The sequence below is a fragment of the Verrucomicrobiia bacterium genome (assembly GCA_019634625.1).
Taxonomy (GTDB): Bacteria; Verrucomicrobiota; Verrucomicrobiia; order Limisphaerales; family CAIMTB01; genus CAIMTB01.
In genome coordinates this window covers 174,711-194,122 of sequence record JAHCBA010000005.1, presented here as the reverse complement: position 1 = coordinate 194,122, position 19,412 = coordinate 174,711, and the positions used below count along the sequence as shown (strand labels likewise).

Here is a 19,412-nt window from a genome sequence, read left to right as displayed (position 1 = left end):
CCCGGTACGGACTGGACCCCACGGCCCGGGGGCTCGTGTTTCGGACGGGTTGGGTCCAGGGTCCGGCCCGATGTTCCGGGTGATCCTGCATCTCGACATGGATGCCTTCTTCGCCTCGGTGGAACAACGCGACCGGCCGGAGTGGCGCGGGCGGCCGGTGATCGTCGGCGCCCCTCCGACCCGGCGTGGCGTGGTCTGCGCCGCCAGTTACGAGGCCAGGAAGTCCGGCGTGCGTTCCGCCATGCCCAGCGCCACCGCCGGCAGGCTCTGTCCCGATGGCATCTTCGTGCCGCCGCGGATGGACACCTACCGCGCCGAGTCCCGGCTCGTCATGGAACTCGTGCGGGACTTCGTCGGCGACCTTGTCCAGCAGGTGTCCGTGGACGAGGCCTACCTGGACGTTTCCCGGCGCTGCCGCGCGGACGATCCCGATGCGGCGATCGACCTCGCGGTGCCCCTCGCCGAGGAGATCCGGGAAGCCATCCGATCCCGGCGTCAGCTCACCGCCAGCGTCGGCGTGGCCGCCAACAAACTCCTCGCCAAACTGGCCAGCGACTTCCGCAAGCCCGATGGCCTGACCGTCATTCACGAACGCGACAAGGTCGCCTTCCTCCGCCCTCTCCCGGTGCGGGCCCTGCACGGGATCGGGCCGGTGACGGAACGGCATCTCGCCCAGGCCGGAATCCGGACGGTGGGCGACCTGCAGGATCATCCCGGCGACCTTCGCCCCTGGGCCGGTTCGTGGGCGGCCGAATTGCGCCGGTATGCCTTGGGCGAGGACGACCGCCCGCTGGACCTGGACGACGCCATCAAGAGCATCAGCGCCGAGGAGACGTTTCGCGTGGACACCGACGATCGCCCGACCCTGAGGACCTGCCTGAGGGAGCAGGCCGGGGAGATTGCCGGCAAACTGGAGCGCCGACGGCTCGCCGCCCTGACCGTTCAGGTGAAAGTCCGGTACGGCGACTTCACCACCCTCTCCCGCCAGATCACCCTCGAGGAACCCGTCCGGACGCCGTCCGAGCTCTACCGGCTCGCCTGTCATCTTCTAGGCCGGGAACGTCTCGTCCACCGCCCACTGCGACTTCTCGGCCTCGGTGTCGGGGGCCTGGTGGATGCCCCCGACCGCCAGCTCCGTTTCCCGTGGGACTGAACGCCGCCGCCTTCCAGCATGGAGACGGCGCAGGTGCGGCGCAGGAGATGGCCACTGCCTTGGATCCCGAGGATCCCATCCACCCGCGGACCCTTTGGCCGATGACATCGGGATTTCAGACAGGCTCTCAGGCGAGCAACGCTTCACGAAGTTCGCGCCCCGACCCACAACTCCAGGATTCACCGGATGGAAGTCAGCGGGAGGACGTCACGAGATTGTACTCGATGACCTCCCCCGGAAGAGGCGGGGTGAGGGACGGGGCCTTGCGATGGCGGGTGACGGATTCGTAGCCGCTGGCGATGCGGATGAGGGTGGGTTCGGAGTAGGGGCGTCCGAGAAACTGGATCGAGAAGGGCATGCCGTCCGAGGGAAAGAATCCTCCAGGGACGAGAATGGTGGGCAGTCCGGTGAAGGAATGCAGGCTGTTGCGGGTTTCGTCGCTGGCACCGCTGCTCAGGCGCGCGTTGGGATCGCTGGAGAATTCGGCCGGTGTGGTGGTGCGGTAGGGAAGGACAATGGCGTCGAGAGCGTGGCGGTCCATGAGTTCCACCAGGGCGTCACGCAGCATGACCTGCTGCTTCTTCATGGCGATGAAGGCGGCGTTGCGGTCGAGGTCGGTGATGGCAGCGGTCTCGACGATGGCCGGTTTCACCATGCTCCCGCCCTTGGTGATCATCTCCTGGACCGAGCGGATTGGAGCGGTATCGGGAAGACGGGCGAGGTAGGCGTCGATGGCGACGGCACGGGTGAAGGCGGCCTCGCCGGCTCCTTGCTGAACCGCGATGAGATTCAGGCCGGAGAGAGCCGGATCCACGAGGAGGGCGCCGGCGTTCTTCATATCGGCGAGGGCCCTGGCGGTCAGGGCGAGCCCTTCAGTGTGCATGGCCCCTTCGCGGATCATCTCGCGGAGGACACCGATGCGGGCGCCGACAAGGCCCGAGGGATGGATGAAGGAGGTGTACGGTGCGGCGGGGATGCGGCCGATGGAGGATTCCGTCATGAGGTCCGCCGGGTCGTATCCGGCGATGGCGTCGAGGACGGCGGCACAGTCGTACACGCTGCGTCCCATGGGTCCGCCCTTCTCCTGGCCGGGGGCACTCCACATCATGCCGGTGCGGCTGATCAGTCCCTGGGTGGCGGCGATGCCGACAAGGCAGCCATGGGCGGTGGGATTGACGATCGAGCCGCTGGTATCGCTGCCGAGTCCGACCGTGCCGAGCCACGCAGCCATGGCGGCGCCGGTGCCGGAACTCGATCCACCGCCGTACTTGCGGGGATTGTAGGGACTCAGGACCTGGCCCTGGAGGGTGCTGCCCCCGGAGGCCGCCACACCGTACCAGTCGGATTGATTGAGCTTGGCGAGGATGATCGCGCCCGCCTTGCGGAGGCGGTCGATGACAAAGGCGTCGCGGGAAGGCTGGGAGCGGGCCATGGGGAGATATCCGCCGCTGGTCGGCATGTCGAAGGTGTCGAACACATCCTTGGGCATCACGACGATTCCGTGCAGGGGCGAACGGGGTCCTCTGGCCTTGCGTTCCTGGTCCAGGGCGCGCGCTTCGGCGAGGGCATTGGTGTTGACGAGGATGATCGAATTGAGCCGGGGACCCTTCCGGTCATAGGCATCGATGCGGGCGAGGTAGAGGGAGACGAGCTGTTCCGCGGAGAGGGCCCCGGCGTTCATGGCCGCCTGGATGTCCTCGATCGTCGCGGTGGAGAGGTCGAAGGTCGCTGCATGAGCGGATGAGGAAAGGCCGGGAAGCGTGCCCGGAGCGATCAGGAGGGCGATCAGGGCCAGGAGTGTGGCGAAGGGAGATGGGCGCTTCGCGGAGGCGCGGCCGCAGGGGGAGGCGGCTCGGGCTGATGGACGGGCCTTCGGGTGGGCGGCCAGGGGCGATGTCTTCATGGGGTGCGAACGGAGGGTTGGACTGCGTGGGATGACGACCAGCCGTCACTCCTTGGCGCACTGAACTCCCGTCCGTACGGACAGGCTTCAGGCCGTGGTGACGGATGGGCTTCGAGAGCACCGGACGTGCCATGTCCCAGGGCAGCCGGACGGGGATGCCGGGCAGGGGACAGTCGTGCATGGACTGGCTGGGAACGCTGATTCAGGGCGATGGAATCCGTGACGGACATTCATGGACCGCGACGGAACGCCGTTCCGGATGGTGTTTCCAAGGGCGATGCCGGGCATGGAGCGTGGTCGTCCGGTGTGGGATGAACCGGGCGCTGAAGGTGGCATTCGCGGCGCTCATCCGGCTGGGGCGGAGCGAACCGGGTGCGGATGCGGATTCCTGACCGTCGGCTGCAGACTTCTGCCCAGTGGCGCCGAATCCGGACACACTCCGGACGGACGGCGGACAAGGTGGCCGTGGAGGAGACAGTGTCCGGAGGCCTTTGGGGACTTGGGGAACCGGAGGGACGTGTCTGTAAACCCGGCGCTTCCGGGTTCACAGGCTGGCCTGGACTCCTGGAAGCCGGCGAGTTGCCGGAACGCCTCTCGGTTTGTCCGCTGCGCGAAGGGTCAGGCGGTGAGCCGGGCCTGCCAGATCCGCAGGGCGTCCTGCATAGATGGAAAGGCCATGGTCGAGGGATCCACCTCGAGGGGATCGAGCCAGGCGCATTCCGCCACTTCGTCCGCCGCGATTCGCCCCCCGGTGCTGGCGGTCCGGGCGGTGAAGAAGAAATCGAGCACGGGGTAGGTGACCCCGGCGTAGGTGTACTCGTTGGGCGCCGAACAGAGGAACTCCAGGGTGTCGAGTTCCAGCCCGACCTCCTCCCGCAACTCTCGACGGGCCGCCTCCTCGGCGGTCTCCCCGATGTCGATGAACCCTCCGGGAGGCGCCAGGCATCCGCGTCCGGGATCCTTGGCCCGGCGGATGAACAGCGCCCGGCCGTCGTCGCGTCGTGGGAACACCGCCACCGCCACCGTGGCGTTGAAGTAGTATTGGAATCCGCAGGAATCACATTGGAACCGGCAGGGGACAGGAGCGGTCCGGGGCGGAGTGGCGGGATGGGCGCAGCGGGGACAATGGCAAAAGCAGGCGAACGGTTGCACGGAAGAGGGATAGGAAGGCAACGGGGTCAAATCAATACATTTGACAATTGAGGAAGGACCGGGTTCCGGGAGGTGGCGCCATCACGTTCCCACTTCATTCCCGCGACGGCGTTGCGCATACTCCCGCGCATGCCCGACACGATCGCCCCGAGCGCGCGACAACGCGTCTTGAACGCCGCGCCCGCTGGTGGCCTGCCCGTGCCATTCGGGTTGGGGGCGACCAAACCGAAACATTTCCGGGAGATGTTCCGGGCGGCCTGGGCGAACCGGGACAATCTCGGGTATGCGTGGAAGGTGTTGTCGCAGGGCGTTTGTGACGGCTGCGCCCTGGGCGTGGCCGGCCTGCACGACTGGACCCTCGACGGCGTGCATCTGTGCCTGACCCGCCTGAGCCTGCTCCGGCTGAACACCATGCCGGCCTTCGATCCGGGCATCCTGGCGGATGTGGGGGCGTTGCGGGGCCGATCCAACGCAGAATTGTGCGCCCTGGGCCGGCTGGGGTTTCCCATGCATCGGGCCCGGGGGGAGAAGGGCTTCCGGCGGATCTCCTGGGAGGACGCCCAGCAGCGAATTGCGGACCGGTGGCGCCGGAGCGATCCGGAACGGCTGGCCTTTTTCGTCACGTCGCGGGGCGTCACCAACGAGGTGTACTATGTGGCGCAGAAGGCGGCGCGGTTTCTCGGCACCAACCATGTGGACAACGCCGCCCGTCTGTGTCACGCCCCCAGCACCGGCGCGATGAAACATGCCCTCGGTTACGCGGCGTCCACCTGCAGCTACCGCGACTGGTACGGCACCGATCTGATTGTCTTCTTCGGCTCCAACCCGGCCAACGACCAGCCGGTCACCATGAAGTACCTCGACGAAGCCCGCGCCCGCGGAACCCGGGTGGCCATGGTGAATCCGTTCCTCGAACCGGGCATGATCCGGTACTGGGTTCCCAGCACCCCCCGCAGCGCGGTCTTCGGCACCCCCATCGCCGACTGGTGGTTTCCCGTCGCCCAGGGTGGCGATATCGCCTTCCTGCAAGGCGTCCTCCGCGTCCTGATCGAGCGCGACTGGTACGATCGCGCCTTTGTCGAGACCCACACCGCCGACTGGGACGCGTTCCGCGCCTCGGTGCTCGGCCAGGACCCGTCCGCCCTTGAGGCGGCGTCCGGACTTTCCCGCGCCGACTTCGAGGAGTTCGCCGCCCTCCTCCATGCCTCGCGCAATGCGGTCTTCGTGTGGAGCATGGGCATCACCCAGCACGCCCGCGGGGGGGATGCGGTCTCGATGATCCTCAACCTCGGTCTGGCGATGGGTTACGTCGGGCGTCCCCGCACCGGACTGATGCCGATCCGCGGACACAGTTCGGTTCAGGGCGGCGCCGAGATGGGCTGCTATTCGACCGCGTTTCCCGGAGGAAAACCGGTGACCTCCGAAAATGCCGGGGCGCTGGCGGCGCAGTACGGATTCCCGGTGCCGGATTGGACCGGCATGACGGCGGTCGAAATGGTGGAGGCCTGCGCCCGGGACGCTCTGGACACGCTGTATTGCGTGGGTGGAAACTTCCTCCGCACCCTGCCGGCCCCGGACCAGGTGGCCCGGGCGATGCAGCGGGTGCCGCTCCGGGTGCATCAGGACATCATCGTGACCGACCAGATGCTGCTCGAACCGGGCGAGGAGGTGATCCTGCTCCCGGCCAAGACGCGGTTCGAACAGGACGATGGCGGCATCGAGACCAGCACCGAGCGAAGGGTGATGTTCAGCCCTGAAATCCCGCGCCAGGTCGGGGAAGCGCGTGCCGAATGGCGCATCCTCCGCGACCTCGCGGCCGCCACGCATCCGGAACGTGCACATCTCCTGGGCTGCCAGTCGGGACAGGCCATCCGCGAGGAAATCGCCCGCGTCATCCCGTTCTACGACGGCGTCCAGCACCTCCGAAAGACCGGCGACGCCATCCAGTGGGGCGGCGAGCGCCTTTGCGAAGAAGGCCGGTTCGGCACTGCGGACGGCAAGGGCCATTTCAAGGTCGTCGCGCTACCCGCCGATTCCGGTGTGCTCGGTGCCATCCGCTCCAGCGGCCAGACCGGGGCCCGCCACTTCCACGTCTCCACGCGCCGGGGCAAACAGTTCAACACGCTGATCCACGCGGAACGCGATCCCCTCACGGGTGCGGATCGGGATGCGGTCTTCATGCATCCCGCCGACGCCGCCGAACTGAACGTCGCCAACGGGGACCGCGTGGTGCTGGTCAGTGAGGTGGGCCGACTCGAAGCCCGCGTCTTCCCGGCCTCGATTGCCCGCGGCAGCCTCCAGGTCCACTGGCCCGAGGGCAACGTCCTGATTCCCCATGGCGTCGTCGATTCGGTCGGCGGGGTCCCTGATTACAACGCCATCGTCCGCATCGAGCGCCCGTAACGCCCCCCAGCGCCCCTGCGGTTCCCGGCAGTCCCCCACCCCCGATGCCCCCTTCCCCCGGTCGCCCGATCCGCCCTGGCTCCCGTTCGCTTTCCCCGGGGCTCCGTCGAATGCGCGTCCGACGCTGGAGCGGGATCCGCACGGGCGATGCCGCCTTCGACGATGTGGCGCGGGAGGAACCCCTCGAACTGCGGGTTAACGGTCAACCCGTGGCCGTCATCATGCGCACCCCCGGAAACGATGAAGAACTTGCGGCGGGATTTCTCCTGACCGAAGGCGTCATCCGCCGTCGCGAGGACCTCTTCAGTACACGGCACAATCCCCGCAATCATGATGGCAACGTCCTCGAAGTCTTCCTCGCGGACGGCGTGCGGGTGGATCTGGCCCGACTGACCCGTCACGTCTTCGGCGCATCGAGTTGCGGCCTTTGCGGCAAGGCCACCATCAAGGCCATCCGCACCCGCTTTCCCCCGGTCCGATCGGCCCTGCGGCTCACCGCGGAAACCCTTCTCTCAATGCCCGACCGGCTCCGGCAGGGACAGAGCCTGTTTGGCCGAACCGGGGGCCTGCACGCCGCGGGTCTCTTCGAGGCCGACGGGTCCCTGGTGGACCTGTCCGAAGACGTCGGACGGCACAACGCCGTGGACAAACTGCTGGGCCGGGCCCTCCTGAACGACAGACTGCCCCTCGACACCACCCTTCTGCTGGTCAGCGGCCGGGTGTCCTTCGAGATTGTACAGAAGGCGCTCGCCGCCGGGATCCCCGTGGTTGCGGCCGTCGGCGCCCCGTCGAGTCTGGCCGTCGAGTTCGCCCGTTCGGCCGGTCAATCACTGGTCGGTTTCCTCCGCGACGGGCGCTTCAACCTCTACACCGATCGCCGGCGCATCACGGCCCGACTGCCCTCGTGACGGGTGACCCAACGGTAGGCGCGGAAGAGAGTCATTCATGAAGTCCGCACACCAAACGAAGTGCGGCCAACCCGGTACCCCCGAGTCGCCGCCCTGCCGGGTTGGTTGGGCGTCCACGCTTCAGCGTGAGCCTTCCAAACCGCTACAGTCAATGAGCCCGGCACCCTAATGTTGACGACACGCGGCAGGATCATCTCCAGTGAGCCGATAGGAATTTTAGGGGATGCCGGGCTGGGGGTGTAGGGGGTGGAGGCAGAGCAGCAGAGAGAGAGTGTGTGCGTGCAATGTCAGCAACTTATTTCAGTAACGCAGGCCAATAGCTGTTGACCGTCGGGGCAACTGCCAAGCTGCAATGGTATCCACCATGGCCAGATGAGAACTCCAAGGTTTCCGGAGGAACCACAGTGTCAACAAGTATGTGTCAGACTTTATGTCAGAGAAGTCAACAACTAAGTGTCAGACTCTTGTTGGGTCAGCAGTCAAGTATAACGTGTCGGGCACATTCTACGGGCACGTTCTAGACGTCGACATCCACCCAACTGCCGGTCTTAAGTTCCCGGTTGCGGCGTATCCTCCTCTCCCACCCCCCAGTCCCACCCCCCAGTCGGCGAACGGCGACTGAGGAAGGAGCGAAGCGGGCGCTCCGGCTCGCCGTGGATTCGGGCTTCTGGGGCACGAGGGAGATACCTGTCCCGGATCGTCTCGCCCGTTCGTCATGACTGGGTGCTCATGCATTCCGAAACCCGACACGGAGGTGAGCGGTCCGCACTCCCGAACGAGACGGCGGCCATCCGGCTCCGACCCGAAGAAGGCGCATTGGAAGCTGCGCCGGTTTGCATGGTCACCGTCCGCCTGTCATAACCCCGTCCACCTCAGATCCCGTCGCATTATGAGCACCATCAGAGTTCTTGTTGGAACCCGCAAAGGGGCGTTCATCCTTACCTCCGACGGTGCGCGCCGGAACTGGAAGGTGGAGGGACCCCTTTTTGGCGGCTGGGAGATCTACCACGTCAAGGGCTCTCCGGTGACGCCCGACCGGCTCTACGCCTCGCAGACCAGCGGGTGGTTCGGGCAGACCCTGCAGCGGTCCGATGATGGCGGAACTACCTGGGAGCCGGTCGGGAACGAGTTCCGCTACGACGGGACCCCGGGGACCCACCAATGGTACGACGGCACCCAGCACCCGTGGGAGTTCAAGCGCATCTGGCACCTTGAGCCGTCTCTGACCGATCCGGACACCGTCCTGGCGGGAGGTGAGGACGCCGCCCTCTTCCGCTCGACGGATGGCGGTCGCACCTGGGCCGAACTCCCCGCCCTCCGCTCGGTGAAGGGTCACTTGTGGTCCCCGGGCGCCGGCGGCATGGGGCTCCATACCATCCTGCTCGACCCCACCCGACCGGGGCGGATGGTCGTCGCCATCTCGGCCGGAGGCGCATTCCGAACGGACGACGGCGGCGAGACCTGGGAGCCGGCCACCAAGGGTCTGAAGTCGCAATTCGAATTGCCGGACCCCGATGCCGAGGTGGGCCACTGCGTCCACCGGATCGCCCTGCACCCATCCCGTCCGGACGTCCTGTTCATGCAGAAGCACTGGGATGTGATGCGCAGCGACGACGGCGGCGGGTCGTGGCGCGAAGTCAGCGGGGATCTTCCCTCGGATTTCGGGTTCCCCATCCAGGTTCACGCCCACGAGCCCGACACCGTGTATGTGGTCCCCATCAAGAGCGACTCCGAACACTACCCGCCGGACGGCAGGCTGCGCGTCTATCGCAGCCGTTCGGGGGGCGAATCCTGGGAACCCCTGACGCGCGGTCTGCCGCAACGCGACTGCTACGTGAACGTGCTCCGCGAGGCCATGTCCGTGGACGCGCTCGACCCGTGCGGGGTGTACTTCGGCACCACCGGCGGCCAGGTCTATGCCTCGTCCGACAGCGGAGACACCTGGGAACCCATCGTGCGCGATCTGCCGGCGGTTCTCTCCATCGAGGTCCAGACCCTTCCATGATCCGGGTGACTCTTCCGTACCACCTTCGCAATCTGGCCCGGGTCCAGGGCGACGTGTGTCTCGATGTTCCCCCACCGATCACGCTCGCGACCGTTCTCGCTGCCCTGGAAATCCGGTACCCGACCTTGCGCGGCACCCTCCGCGACCACCACACCCTGAAGCGCCGCCCCTTTATCCGCTTCTACGCCTGCCGCGAGGATTGGTCCCATCAACCGCCTGACGCCGAACTGCCCGTCCCGGTGCGGGACGGCCACGAACCGCTCCTGATTGTCGGCGCCATGGCGGGGGGCTGAAACCTGGCCGGAGTTCGCAGATCGTCCGCCTGCCAGACGACGGTCCATCAGCCGGAGTTCCGTCGAATCCGCCAATGCGATGCACTGCGGCTATTCCCGGGCGGCGACGAGGGCCGGGTCATCGAGGTCGAGGCGGTACAGGACCTGGTTGTAGTCGTACCGCGGTGTGGCGTCCGGATTGCCTGAGAAGGTGTTGACATAGGTGCCTTCGAAATACACCCGGCGACCTTCCTGTTCATCGAAGGCGGGATGATGGACCGGATTGTAGAAGCTGTACCGGTTGTGAGTGACGATCCGGACGGCCTTGCGCCACGGGCCGGTCGGGGCGGGCGCCTCGGCGTACCAGACCTCCCCGAGGTGCGAGGTGGTGCCGCCGATCTCGACGGCGATGGCGACCCAGCGGGAGCGATGCGGGTTCCAATGGATCGATCCCCGGTGCAGGGTGACCGTTCGGTCCGAGGCTGCATCCCGCGGGTGATACCGGGCCTCGTTCCGCCGGATGAGGCCGCGCGCGAGGAGCGTCGCCTCGAGCCCGATATCCACCGGGGGCACATCGCGGCGCCAGCCCCAGCGGAGGGTCCCGGAGGCGTCACGGTCGGGCACCGGGTCTTCCCGGGTGGAACCGGAGGCGAGGCAGGTCCAGGCCTGGTACTGGTCCGGATCGATGAAGGCTTCCCAGGTCGCCGGCACGCGCGAGGTTGGAAAGACCTCTCCGAACAACAGGTATTCGACGCCTTCGTCAGTGTGCCGGACGGGATGGGCCTGGGCCGGCCAGCGCCAGAGTTCCCTGAGGTCGAACTCGGCGATCCGTTCGAAGGTCTCGCGGGCGTCGTCGTACACGGCGATTCCATGGCCGAGGATCTTTTCGAGGGATTCCATGTGGGCGTAGTGGCAGACGAGGCGTTCCCGACCCGAAGCGTCGCGCACGGTGGTGAAGCCATCCGCCCAGATCAGGCCGCGATCGACCCCCATGCGGGCCATGGGACGGCTGAACCCCTCTGCGTTGACGAAATAGTGCAGGTCCACGCCGACGTCGGGGGCGAGGCCACCCTGTCCGGGGGGATCGGAGACGGCGCCGGCCATCCAGAATTGGCCCAGGGGATGGCGGACGCGCGTGGTGTCGCCCCAGAACCAGTGGATGCGACCGCGATAAAGGACTGAGAAGGCGGAATCCTGTCCGGCGACCTGGGCGGTTCCGAGAGGTTCCCGCAGCGGGGTCGGTTCGCCGAGAAGGACGCTGTCACGGAAGAGTCCTTCGCCGGTGACGCGGTACAGGCGTTCGGCGACGTTGACACGGCGCATTCGCACCTCGGCCCGTTCTCCCGGTCGCGGAGTCAGGACCACCGAAGCGTACCCGAACCCGTCCTTGGGCGCGTCGTACCCGTGGCTGCGAACGTGGAAGAAGACCGGTCGATTCATCAGGCCGGGCTCGAGGAACGCCACCCAGCCGGCGTTGTCGGTCACGAACCGCACCCGATGGACCGTCTCGAATTCGACCAGCGGGATGCCGCGTCCGGTCCGATCATCCACGGCACGAATGCCAAAGAACGCCTGGGCGGGGAGTTCCGGGGACGCGGGTCCATCGAATGCGGTCAGGGCGAGGCATGCGGTGAGCGCGGCGATGCGGAGGGAGCGGGACCGGGGTAAGGAGCAGCGGTACATGTCCAATGATGGATGCGGGTCGTCGGGGAGGAGGTCACGGGGCGGGTCGAGACAATTCCCTGGCGATGAACCTCTGGTAGAGGACGGACGCCGTGATGGCGACCAGGGCCACGGCGATCAAGGCGCCCACGCGGTACAACTGGTCGAGTCGTGCGAGGTCGTGAAGGAACAGCTTGGCCACGGCGACGCCAAGGAGCGCGAGTCCGGCCCATCGCGCGACGACCAGCCGCTTGCCGATCCCGATGCCGACGAGGGCGAGGGCGAAGAGAGCCCAGGCGATGGTGTAGGTCATGTCGCGCGCGAAGTTGCCTGAGAAGTCGAACCGCACCCATTCGCCCACGGGCGTGAAGTAGTCGGCGATCTGGAGGTTCACCAGGGCAAACACGAGCACGGTACCCAGGCCGGCCAGCCAGGCGCGGCCGGGAAGGGGTCCGAGGCAGTCGTCGGGCGGCTGGAGGGCCCGGGCACCGAGGAACATGGCGGCGGCCGCCAGGCTGTAGGTATAGAGCCAGACGTTCCAGAGGCCGTGCGGGCCGCGCACGGCGTATTCGAGGACGGCCGGATTGATGCACAACCGCAGGAAGACCACCGAGAGCATCACCACCCCGACCAGGCGCAGGCCCGGGTGCGGGACTTTGCGGAACAGCCAGAGGAGCGCCGCACCTTCGAGGGCAAGCCCGAGTGTGAGCCATTGCCGCTCGAACTGGATGGGAAAGGCGAGAGTGACAAAGGCCAGTGTGGCGCCTCCCATCCACGCCAGACGTTCGAGGTGCCAGGGGCTTTGCTGGTTGCGCGAGCGGACCAACCCAGCCAGCGCAAGGGCGGGCGGCACGGCGAAGGCCAGCGGGATGAGCCCCATGATCTCGTTGGGCCAGTACCGTTCGATCAGGCGGTACACGAGGTGGAACTGGGGCAGGCCCGCCAGCGCCACCGCCACCCAGGGCCATCGCAGGGTTTCCATGGTTCGCCGCGCCCACCACGGCAGGCCGCCGAAGCAGGCGAGGAATACCAGGCACCCGACGAGGGCCCGTCCGGGATGGGTTGCCCCTGACAGTTCATCCAGCCACCAGACATGCTGGAGCAGCGCCAGCCCGCCCAGTCCCGCCAGGGGCAGGAATTCGATTCGCAGGCGCAGGGCCAGGACGAGCAGGACGCCGACCAGAGCGAGGGCGGCGGCAAACACCGGTGTGGGATCGGGGATGGGAAGCACCACCACCACCTGGGCCAGCAGCAGAAACGGCATCAGCGTGGTGATCACCGGGAACTGGCGGAGCATCGCCGACTGCGCATCGTCCGGCTCGGAGGTCCGTCGGGCCCGTTCCCAAAGGAACCAGGCAGCCGCCCCGAAGAGGACGGCCGCACCCACGACCATCAGGAGAGTGAAGCCCAATGGAGGTGTCGGCACGCTGGCGATGCGCCCGATCCAAAGCCCGGTGGTCAACAGGGTCAGCATGGCGGCCGCCCCCGCACCGAACAGGCCGCGGGCCCAGACGGCGAGGGCCAGCGCCAGCAGGTTCACCAGCAGCAGCACCGGCCACAGGGCGAACGAGGCCTCCGCGAGACGCAGCAACGGGAGGGCAAGCATCAACAGGGCGAGCGGCGGGAAGAGTTGCGCGGAACGGACCACCTGGGTTCCGCGATCCGACTGCCATCGCACCAGCAACAACGGGAACCCCACATGCAGCACCGCAAACCCAAGACTCAACCCGAGCGCCCATCCGAGCAGCTCGGGCGTCAGGAACCGGGCCTGCCACAGGGCCACGTATCCGAAGGCGATCATCCCCGCCACCACGTGGGCCGACGTCCAGCGGGCGCGCCACCAGGCGGCGGCCAGGAGCACCACATCGGCGGCCAGGACCATCGCAAACAACGGAGCCGGTCGGGTTCCAGCGTCCGTTCCCAGCAGCATGCCACCCACCCAGCCGAGGGTTGAGACTGCGGTGACGGTCAGTGCGCCGGACCACCAGTCGCTGGCGCGGTCGCACCGCTTCGCCAGACCGAGGCCGAGGGCGAAGAGTGCATTGAAACCCGCGAACACCGCCCAGCCCGTCCACAACCGGTCGGGGGTCAGGAACCGTCCCGCCCAGCCCCATTGCAGGAGCCAGGTGCCGATGGCACCCAGCAGGACGAGGTATTCCCAGCGGCGTCGCAGGGCCACCGCCATCAGGCCCGCATTGAGCAACGCGATATAGGTGAAAAGTGCCAGAGCCTGGTCCTGTCCCGACGACAGCAGGATCGGCGTGAGAAATCCGCCCAGCAGCCCGAGCACCGCCACCACCTGGGCCTGGAGCCGTGCCGCGAGGAGAAAGGCGCCCGCGGTGATCAACGTCATCGCCGCAAAGGTGAGACTCTGCGGCAGCCAGGGCAGGCGATAGAAAGCGTGCCCCGCAAACAGCGCCGCGTAGAGAATCACCACGCCGGTGGCACACAAGGTCTGAGCCGTGACGCCATACGCCGTCCGCCACAAACGCAATCCGCCTCCGACCAGGCCCAGTCCGGTGGCCAGCCCGATCAGCACCCGGCCCGCCGGCGGGATGAGGTCGCGCTCGAACGAGTACTTCACGAAGTAGGCCACGCCGAGGAACAGGGCCAGCCCGCCCAGCCACGCGAAAAGACGCGCCCCCATGAATTGCTCCCAGTCCACGGAACCCCATGGACGACCTGCCGCAGTCTGACCGGGAGGCGGAGCGAAGGGTATCGACGGCGCCTCGGCAGGCAGCACCGGCGGCCCGTCATCGGGGGCCAAGGACGACGAGAACGTCTCCGCGCCAGCATTCTCGAAGGTCGGTGCCCCGGCGGGGGCAGGGACCGGCGGTTCATCGCGCCAGGCTGGAGCGGCATCCGCCGTGGGGAGGTCCTGCGGTTCTGGCGCCGGTTCGGGATGGGTTGCCCGTTCCAGGTGGTCCACCCGTCGCCGCAGTTGGGACACCTGAACGCAGAGCCATACCAGCGTGACCAGACCGGCCACCACCATGCCGCCCAGGACGAGAAGGAGAAGGATGGGAGCGATCATCGCCGTGCCGTGGAAGGAGGATTCGAGGTTTCGGACCGGCGCTCCCTATATCCCCCCGGGGCGCGATGGCGTGAATCGAAAAATGGCGGGCGCCCATCGGGACCGGGTTTGATCGTGCGGATCAACGGGCGAACACGATGCAGATCGGGGCGGGGACATTGATGATGCCCCGGGTCTGGTAGGTGAGCTCGCCGGTATCGGAGTTCACGCGATGGACGGCGACCGTGTTCGAGTCGGCCCCGGCGGCCAGCAGCCAGCCTCCGCCGGGGGCCAGGTTGATGTTGCGGGGAAAGGCGCCGCGGATGGGTTGCACCTGGATCACCTCGAGCCCCGCCGTTTCCGGATCCGCTCGATAGACGGTGACGGTGTCGTGGCCGCGGTTGGAGGAATACACGAACCGGCCGCTCGGATGGACCAGGATCTCGGCGGCGGAGTTGAAGGCCTCCTTGGCCTTGGCCTCTTCACTGAGGGCCGGGATTGTGCCGAGGCGCCGTGCTGTTCCCGAGGCGGCATCCCAGGCGAAGGAAGTCACCGACAGGGATAGCTCGTTGAGGAGATGGATGAACCGTCCGTCGATGGAGAAGCGCATGTGGCGGGGACCGCCACCCGGCACCGACGCCGCAAAGCCGTGCCGTTCCAGCGTGCCGTGCTCGACGTCCACCCGGTAGATGACGATTCCGTCCATGCCGAGATCCGGAACCAGGGCATAACGGCCGTCGGGCGAAAATCCGCACCAGTGCGGGTGAGGGGCGTTCTGGCGGTTGGCGACCACGCGCGAGCCCCCTTCATGGCGATGCAGCGTGGCGACACCCGGGCGGCCTTCGGCATCGAGAGGAAACACCGCCACGGACCCGCCGCCATACTGGGCCGTGAGCAGGAATCGTCCGCTCGGATGGACCGCCACATGCGCGCCGCCGCCGTCGCCCGTCGGTGACGTGCCAAGGGGAGCGAGGGACCCGTCGGGTGCCATCCGATAGGCGGCCACGCCGGGCCCGCCGGGAAAGCCGGCCACGGCGTACAGCTTTGTGCCGTCGGGGTGAACCGCCAGGAAACCCGGAGACGCGATCTCGGCGGCGAGTTCCGCCGGGGCGAGGCGGCCCGAAGCAGTATCGAAGCTGGACCGGTAAATGCCCTTCGCCCCCGGTCCGCCGGTACCGAAATACACGTGCCAGGTTTCCGCCCGGGCCAGTCCGGAGAGGCCGAGGATCGCTACCAATAGGATGCGGAATGCGCCGACGAAGGGGGACTTCATGGGCGAGATCAAGCCCTGATCCGGCCCACATTCCAAGCCCCGGACGTCCCGGTTCGCGAGGGCGACACCCCATGGAAGCGCAACCCTTCGGAGCCGCCGTTGAAATCATCCTAAACAGCGTGCATATGCACACAATTTCCGTCGGTGCCATCCGTCCAGCGACCGGGTTCGGTCGAACCCACGTTGCGAGGTGGCTCCGGCGTTGCTCCCGAACCGGGCCTGCGCCAACGTGGCGGCGTGAAAGCCGCCTACCTCGAACGGACCGGACCCCCGGAGGTAATCCAGTACGGGGAACTGCCCCTCCCCGCCATCAAGGCCAATCAGCTTCGGGTCCGCGTCCATGCGGTCGCCGTGAACCCGATCGACACCTATTTGCGGTCCGGGCTGGTGCCCATGGAGATCCCGCTCCCGTTTGTCGTCGGGTGCGACTTCGCCGGCGTGGTCGAAGCCGTGGGTCTCGACGTGAAACAGTTCCGGGTGGGCGACCGCGTTTGGGGCAGCAACCAGGGTCTCCTCGGGCGGCATGGGACTTTTTCGGAGCAGGTCGCCGTGGACGAGGTCTGGGCCTATCCGACGCCTGCGGGGGTGAGCGACGATCTGGCCGCTGCAGGTGCCCTGGTGGGCATCACCGCCCATCTGGGCCTGGTGCGGGAGGCCAGGCTGCAGAAGGGCGAGTCCATTTTCATTCAGGGTGGGAGCGGCGGTGTGGGCACAGCCGTACTCCAGATCGCCAAAGCATTGGGTGCCAGGGTCTTTTGCTCGGCCGGGAGCGATGCCAAGGTCGAGCTCTGCCGCCAGCTCGGCGCCGACGCGGTCTTCAACTACCGCACGCAGGATGTGGCTGCCGAACTCAAGAAGGTCGCCCCCGCCGGGGTCAATGTCTGGTGGGAAACCACGCGCGAACCGGACTTCGACCTGGCGGTTGCCGCGCTGGCCGCCCGCGGACGGTACGTGCTCATGGCAGGCCGGGATGCCCGCCCCCCGTTCCCCGTGGGACCCTTCTACGTCAAGGGCTGTTCCCTCCACGGCTTCGTCATGTTCGCCGCCTCGCCCGACGAGCAGCGCAACGCGGCGCAGGATTTGAACCGCTGGCTGACCGGTGGTCAGTACCGCCCGCGGATTGACCGGATTCTCCCCCTGTCGGAGACTGCCGCCGCTCACCGCCTCCAGGAGGAGAGCACGGTCCTGAAGAAGGGCGGCTTGGCCGGGAAGCTGGTGCTGCGACCCGAGGCACTAATCTGATCTGACCGGGTGGCGTTCCCTGCCCTGGAATGGGGGGGGCTAGCCCACCCGCGGAGCTCAGCGGCGACCCGGGTCAAACGAGATCTGGCGCCCCCCCTGCCAGTTCTGCCGCATCGGGCCCGAAACCAGCCCCGCTGGCCAGTCCGCTGCGATTCGATAAATAATACGTCAGGCGTTTTATTGATGACTCGATAAAAAGATAATAGGTCAGGCTTTCTATGGATGACTCGATGCCAATAAAAGGTCAGGCGCTATATGGCTGACTGCTGACGATGACGGCGCGCTTCAGTCCTGTTCTCGTCAGAATTCCCTTGTGCCCGCGGTGGGTGGCCTTGTCGCGGCGCGTCAACATCCACATGCCAGGCTCACAATCCGCGCTGGCCGCCCGTGCTCATGGCCGGCCGGGAGGCCCGCCCCCCGTTCCCCGTGGGACCCTTCTACGTCAAGGGCTGTTCCCTCCACGGCTTCGTCATGTTCGCCGCCTCACCCGACGAGCAGCGCAACGCGGCGCAGGATTTGAACCGCTGGCTGACCGGTGGTCAGTACCGCCCGCGGATTGACCGGATTCTCCCCCTGTCGGAAACTGCCGCCGCTCACCGCCTCCAGGAGGAGAGCACGGTCCTGAAGAAGGGCGGCTTGGCCGGCAAGCTGGTGCTGCGACCCGAGGCATTGATCTGATCGTGACCGGGCTGCGTTCCCCGGCCCAGGAATTTTGGGGGGAGGTCGAGGCCAGCGGCGACCCGGGCCAACCGAGACGTGGCGCCCCCCTGCCCGATCTGTCGCATCGGCCCAGAAATCAGCCCGCAAGCCAGTCCATCGTGATTTTGACAATTGACAATGAATATAATCGGTCAGGCGTTATATTGATGACTGCTGACGATGACGGCGTGCTTCGGCCCGGTACTCGTCAGAATTCCCTTGTGACCGCGGCGGGTGGCCTCGTCGCGGCGCGTCAACATCTAGGTGCCGGGCGCACTATAGGATATAGGATAGGGCTTGCCGGCTGACCGACCTCCCAAGGCCATTCCCGTCTTAATGGCCTCTCCCAACCTTCCAACCCCAACCCGCCTGAACTCTCCCGTCTGACCTTCCTCGCATCGGCAATTTGAATCTTGAGCCCCCCCCAAACGACCTCGGCAGCCCTCAAGCCGAAACGCTCCCTCAGAATTCAGGATTCGGGATTGTCACCCGTGCATCCCAAAGTTGTGGGGAGAGGTGCGAATTTCGCGAAGCGTCGTTTCGGAGGACCGAGTTCCACGAGGCCGCAGCGGAGTGGTGCAATGGATGGAGGACTCGCTGAGCTTGTCCCTCCGATTCGCTGCCTCCTCACCCACAACTCCGGGATGCACCGGATTGATTGTCACGAATCCGTGACTTGGGCGTTGCCATCAAGCAACCGATATGTAACTTGGACGTCACAAAGTTTCGATTATGAATGCTTGCCCCGGTCGTCTTGAAATCGCCCTCTGGTGGGTGTTCGGAGCCCTGATTCTCGGAGGGGCCTTCGCCGCGGTCCTTTAGGGCCCGACGCTCGAAACCACCTCGCCGTCCCGACCTTAAGCCGGGACGGCGACGTGGCTTTTTCGTGAATGCTCAGCGCTGGGTGCCGGAGTAACGCTTGCTGTAGCCGAGGAAGATCCAACGTGCCCAAGCAGCCAATGGCTCATCGAGAATTCAATGGCGCGCATCCATGGCCCGGTGGCACGGCCCACACGATTCATTCCGCCGGCCGATCCGAAAGCGCCCTTGGGAAGTCAATTCTCCATGCCCCGCGCAATTGACCCATCTCGAACCCCGTCGCCCGATCCTGCGGATATAACCGTAGGATGATGTCATAGTCCTCCGGAAGAATGTCGCGTCCGGGTTCCCCGTGGCATTTGAGACAGAGCTCGTGGGCCATGACGATGGGCGCGAAGAAGGAGAGGGTGCGTGCATCGAAGTTGGTCACCATCGGCGGGGGCGGGTTGGTTGGGGTGATGCCAGGACCCCGGAGTGCCTGCCTGAAGGTTTCGAGGATAGCCAACTCCGCAGGGGTGGCGGCGCCGGCAGGATTGCGGGTCTTGTGGGTGACCCGGCGGAGGGTGACCCCATGCTTCGTGGCCATTCCCGCGGTCAACGGGGACGCGGCCATGGAGCAGAATGGCAGGGCGTTGCGGATACCGCCCGCCTGGATGGCGGTCTGAAGGTTGCCGCGCAGCACCTCAAAGGTTTCGCCGGCGATCGCACGGCCCCTGGCCAGAACGTCGGCACGTTCCTCGGCCGACACTTCCGGGAGCGGCGGAGGCGGGGCAGCCGCCGGGGGCTCGGGCGGCTTGGAACAAGCGCCAAACACCAGCGCCAATCCCAGACCGGTTCCCAGCCAAGATGGCATACTCATGGCGGAATGGTCCCGGGGATGCTGGTTGCCAGCAACAACCCTTTGGCGG

At 66.7% G+C, this 19,412-nt stretch carries 14 protein-coding genes; 8 read left to right on the top strand and 6 right to left on the bottom strand.

Translation table 11 applies throughout. The features are described 5' to 3' along the window. The first annotated feature begins 70 nt into the window (after nt 1-70). Nucleotides 71-1,153: a DNA polymerase IV gene (gene dinB, locus KF833_04985; protein ID MBX3744642.1), complete on the top strand. Its 1,083-nt coding sequence runs from the start codon at nt 71-73 to the stop codon at nt 1,151-1,153. Between the two features lie 193 nt (nt 1,154-1,346). On the opposite strand, the gene KF833_04980 is transcribed toward dinB, so the two are convergent. Next, a complete protein-coding gene (locus tag KF833_04980) occupies nt 1,347-3,056 on the bottom strand; it encodes an amidase (protein MBX3744641.1) in 1,710 nt (569 codons plus the stop codon). Between the two features lie 131 nt (nt 3,057-3,187). Here KF833_04980 and KF833_04975 point away from each other — a divergent pair, with 131 nt between their 5' ends. Further along, complete coding sequence (locus KF833_04975; protein MBX3744640.1) at nt 3,188-3,448, top strand: hypothetical protein; 261 nt, start codon at nt 3,188-3,190, stop codon at nt 3,446-3,448. 226 nt (nt 3,449-3,674) lie between these two features. Here KF833_04975 and KF833_04970 read toward each other — a convergent pair whose 3' ends face one another. Beyond that, a complete protein-coding gene (locus KF833_04970; GenBank protein MBX3744639.1) occupies nt 3,675-4,208 on the bottom strand; it encodes an NUDIX domain-containing protein in 534 nt (177 codons plus the stop codon). 129 nt (nt 4,209-4,337) lie between these two features. Here KF833_04970 and KF833_04965 point away from each other — a divergent pair, with 129 nt between their 5' ends. The 4 genes from KF833_04965 (at nt 4,338) to KF833_04950 (ending at nt 9,817) form a co-directional block, all read left to right on the top strand. Then, nucleotides 4,338-6,611, top strand: coding sequence for an FdhF/YdeP family oxidoreductase (locus tag KF833_04965; GenBank protein ID MBX3744638.1), 2,274 nt, complete (start codon nt 4,338-4,340; stop codon nt 6,609-6,611). A 44-nt stretch (nt 6,612-6,655) separates the two neighbouring features. Next, nucleotides 6,656-7,519: a formate dehydrogenase accessory sulfurtransferase FdhD gene (gene fdhD, locus KF833_04960; GenBank protein ID MBX3744637.1), complete on the top strand. Its 864-nt coding sequence runs from the start codon at nt 6,656-6,658 to the stop codon at nt 7,517-7,519. Nucleotides 7,520-8,408: 889 nt separating this feature from the next. Then, nucleotides 8,409-9,524 (top strand): exo-alpha-sialidase, encoded by a 1,116-nt coding sequence (locus KF833_04955; GenBank protein MBX3744636.1) that lies wholly within the window; start codon nt 8,409-8,411, stop codon nt 9,522-9,524. Further along, nucleotides 9,521-9,817 (top strand): MoaD/ThiS family protein, encoded by a 297-nt coding sequence (locus KF833_04950; protein ID MBX3744635.1) that lies wholly within the window; start codon nt 9,521-9,523, stop codon nt 9,815-9,817. Before KF833_04955 ends, KF833_04950 begins: the two co-directional genes overlap by 4 nt. A gap of 90 nt (nt 9,818-9,907) precedes the next feature. On the opposite strand, the gene KF833_04945 is transcribed toward KF833_04950, so the two are convergent. The 3 genes from KF833_04945 to KF833_04935 form a co-directional block, all read right to left on the bottom strand. Further along, complete coding sequence (locus tag KF833_04945) at nt 9,908-11,479, bottom strand: hypothetical protein (protein MBX3744634.1); 1,572 nt, start codon at nt 11,477-11,479, stop codon at nt 9,908-9,910. Nucleotides 11,480-11,513: 34 nt separating this feature from the next. Next, complete coding sequence (locus tag KF833_04940) at nt 11,514-14,492, bottom strand: DUF2339 domain-containing protein (protein MBX3744633.1); 2,979 nt, start codon at nt 14,490-14,492, stop codon at nt 11,514-11,516. Between the two features lie 121 nt (nt 14,493-14,613). After that, entirely contained in the window at nt 14,614-15,744 is a 1,131-nt protein-coding gene (locus KF833_04935) for a lactonase family protein (protein ID MBX3744632.1), read from the bottom strand. Between the two features lie 237 nt (nt 15,745-15,981). Here KF833_04935 and KF833_04930 point away from each other — a divergent pair, with 237 nt between their 5' ends. Further along, nucleotides 15,982-16,986 (top strand): NADPH:quinone reductase, encoded by a 1,005-nt coding sequence (locus KF833_04930; protein MBX3744631.1) that lies wholly within the window; start codon nt 15,982-15,984, stop codon nt 16,984-16,986. A gap of 393 nt (nt 16,987-17,379) precedes the next feature. Beyond that, a complete protein-coding gene (locus KF833_04925; GenBank protein ID MBX3744630.1) occupies nt 17,380-17,664 on the top strand; it encodes a zinc-binding dehydrogenase in 285 nt (94 codons plus the stop codon). 1,039 nt (nt 17,665-18,703) lie between these two features. Here the strand turns inward: KF833_04925 and KF833_04920 are convergent. Beyond that, the gene (locus tag KF833_04920; GenBank protein ID MBX3744629.1) at nt 18,704-19,363 is read right to left on the bottom strand and encodes a DUF3365 domain-containing protein; all 660 of its coding nucleotides are present in this window, start codon (nt 19,361-19,363) and stop codon (nt 18,704-18,706) included. Between the last annotated feature and the right edge of the window lie 49 nt (nt 19,364-19,412).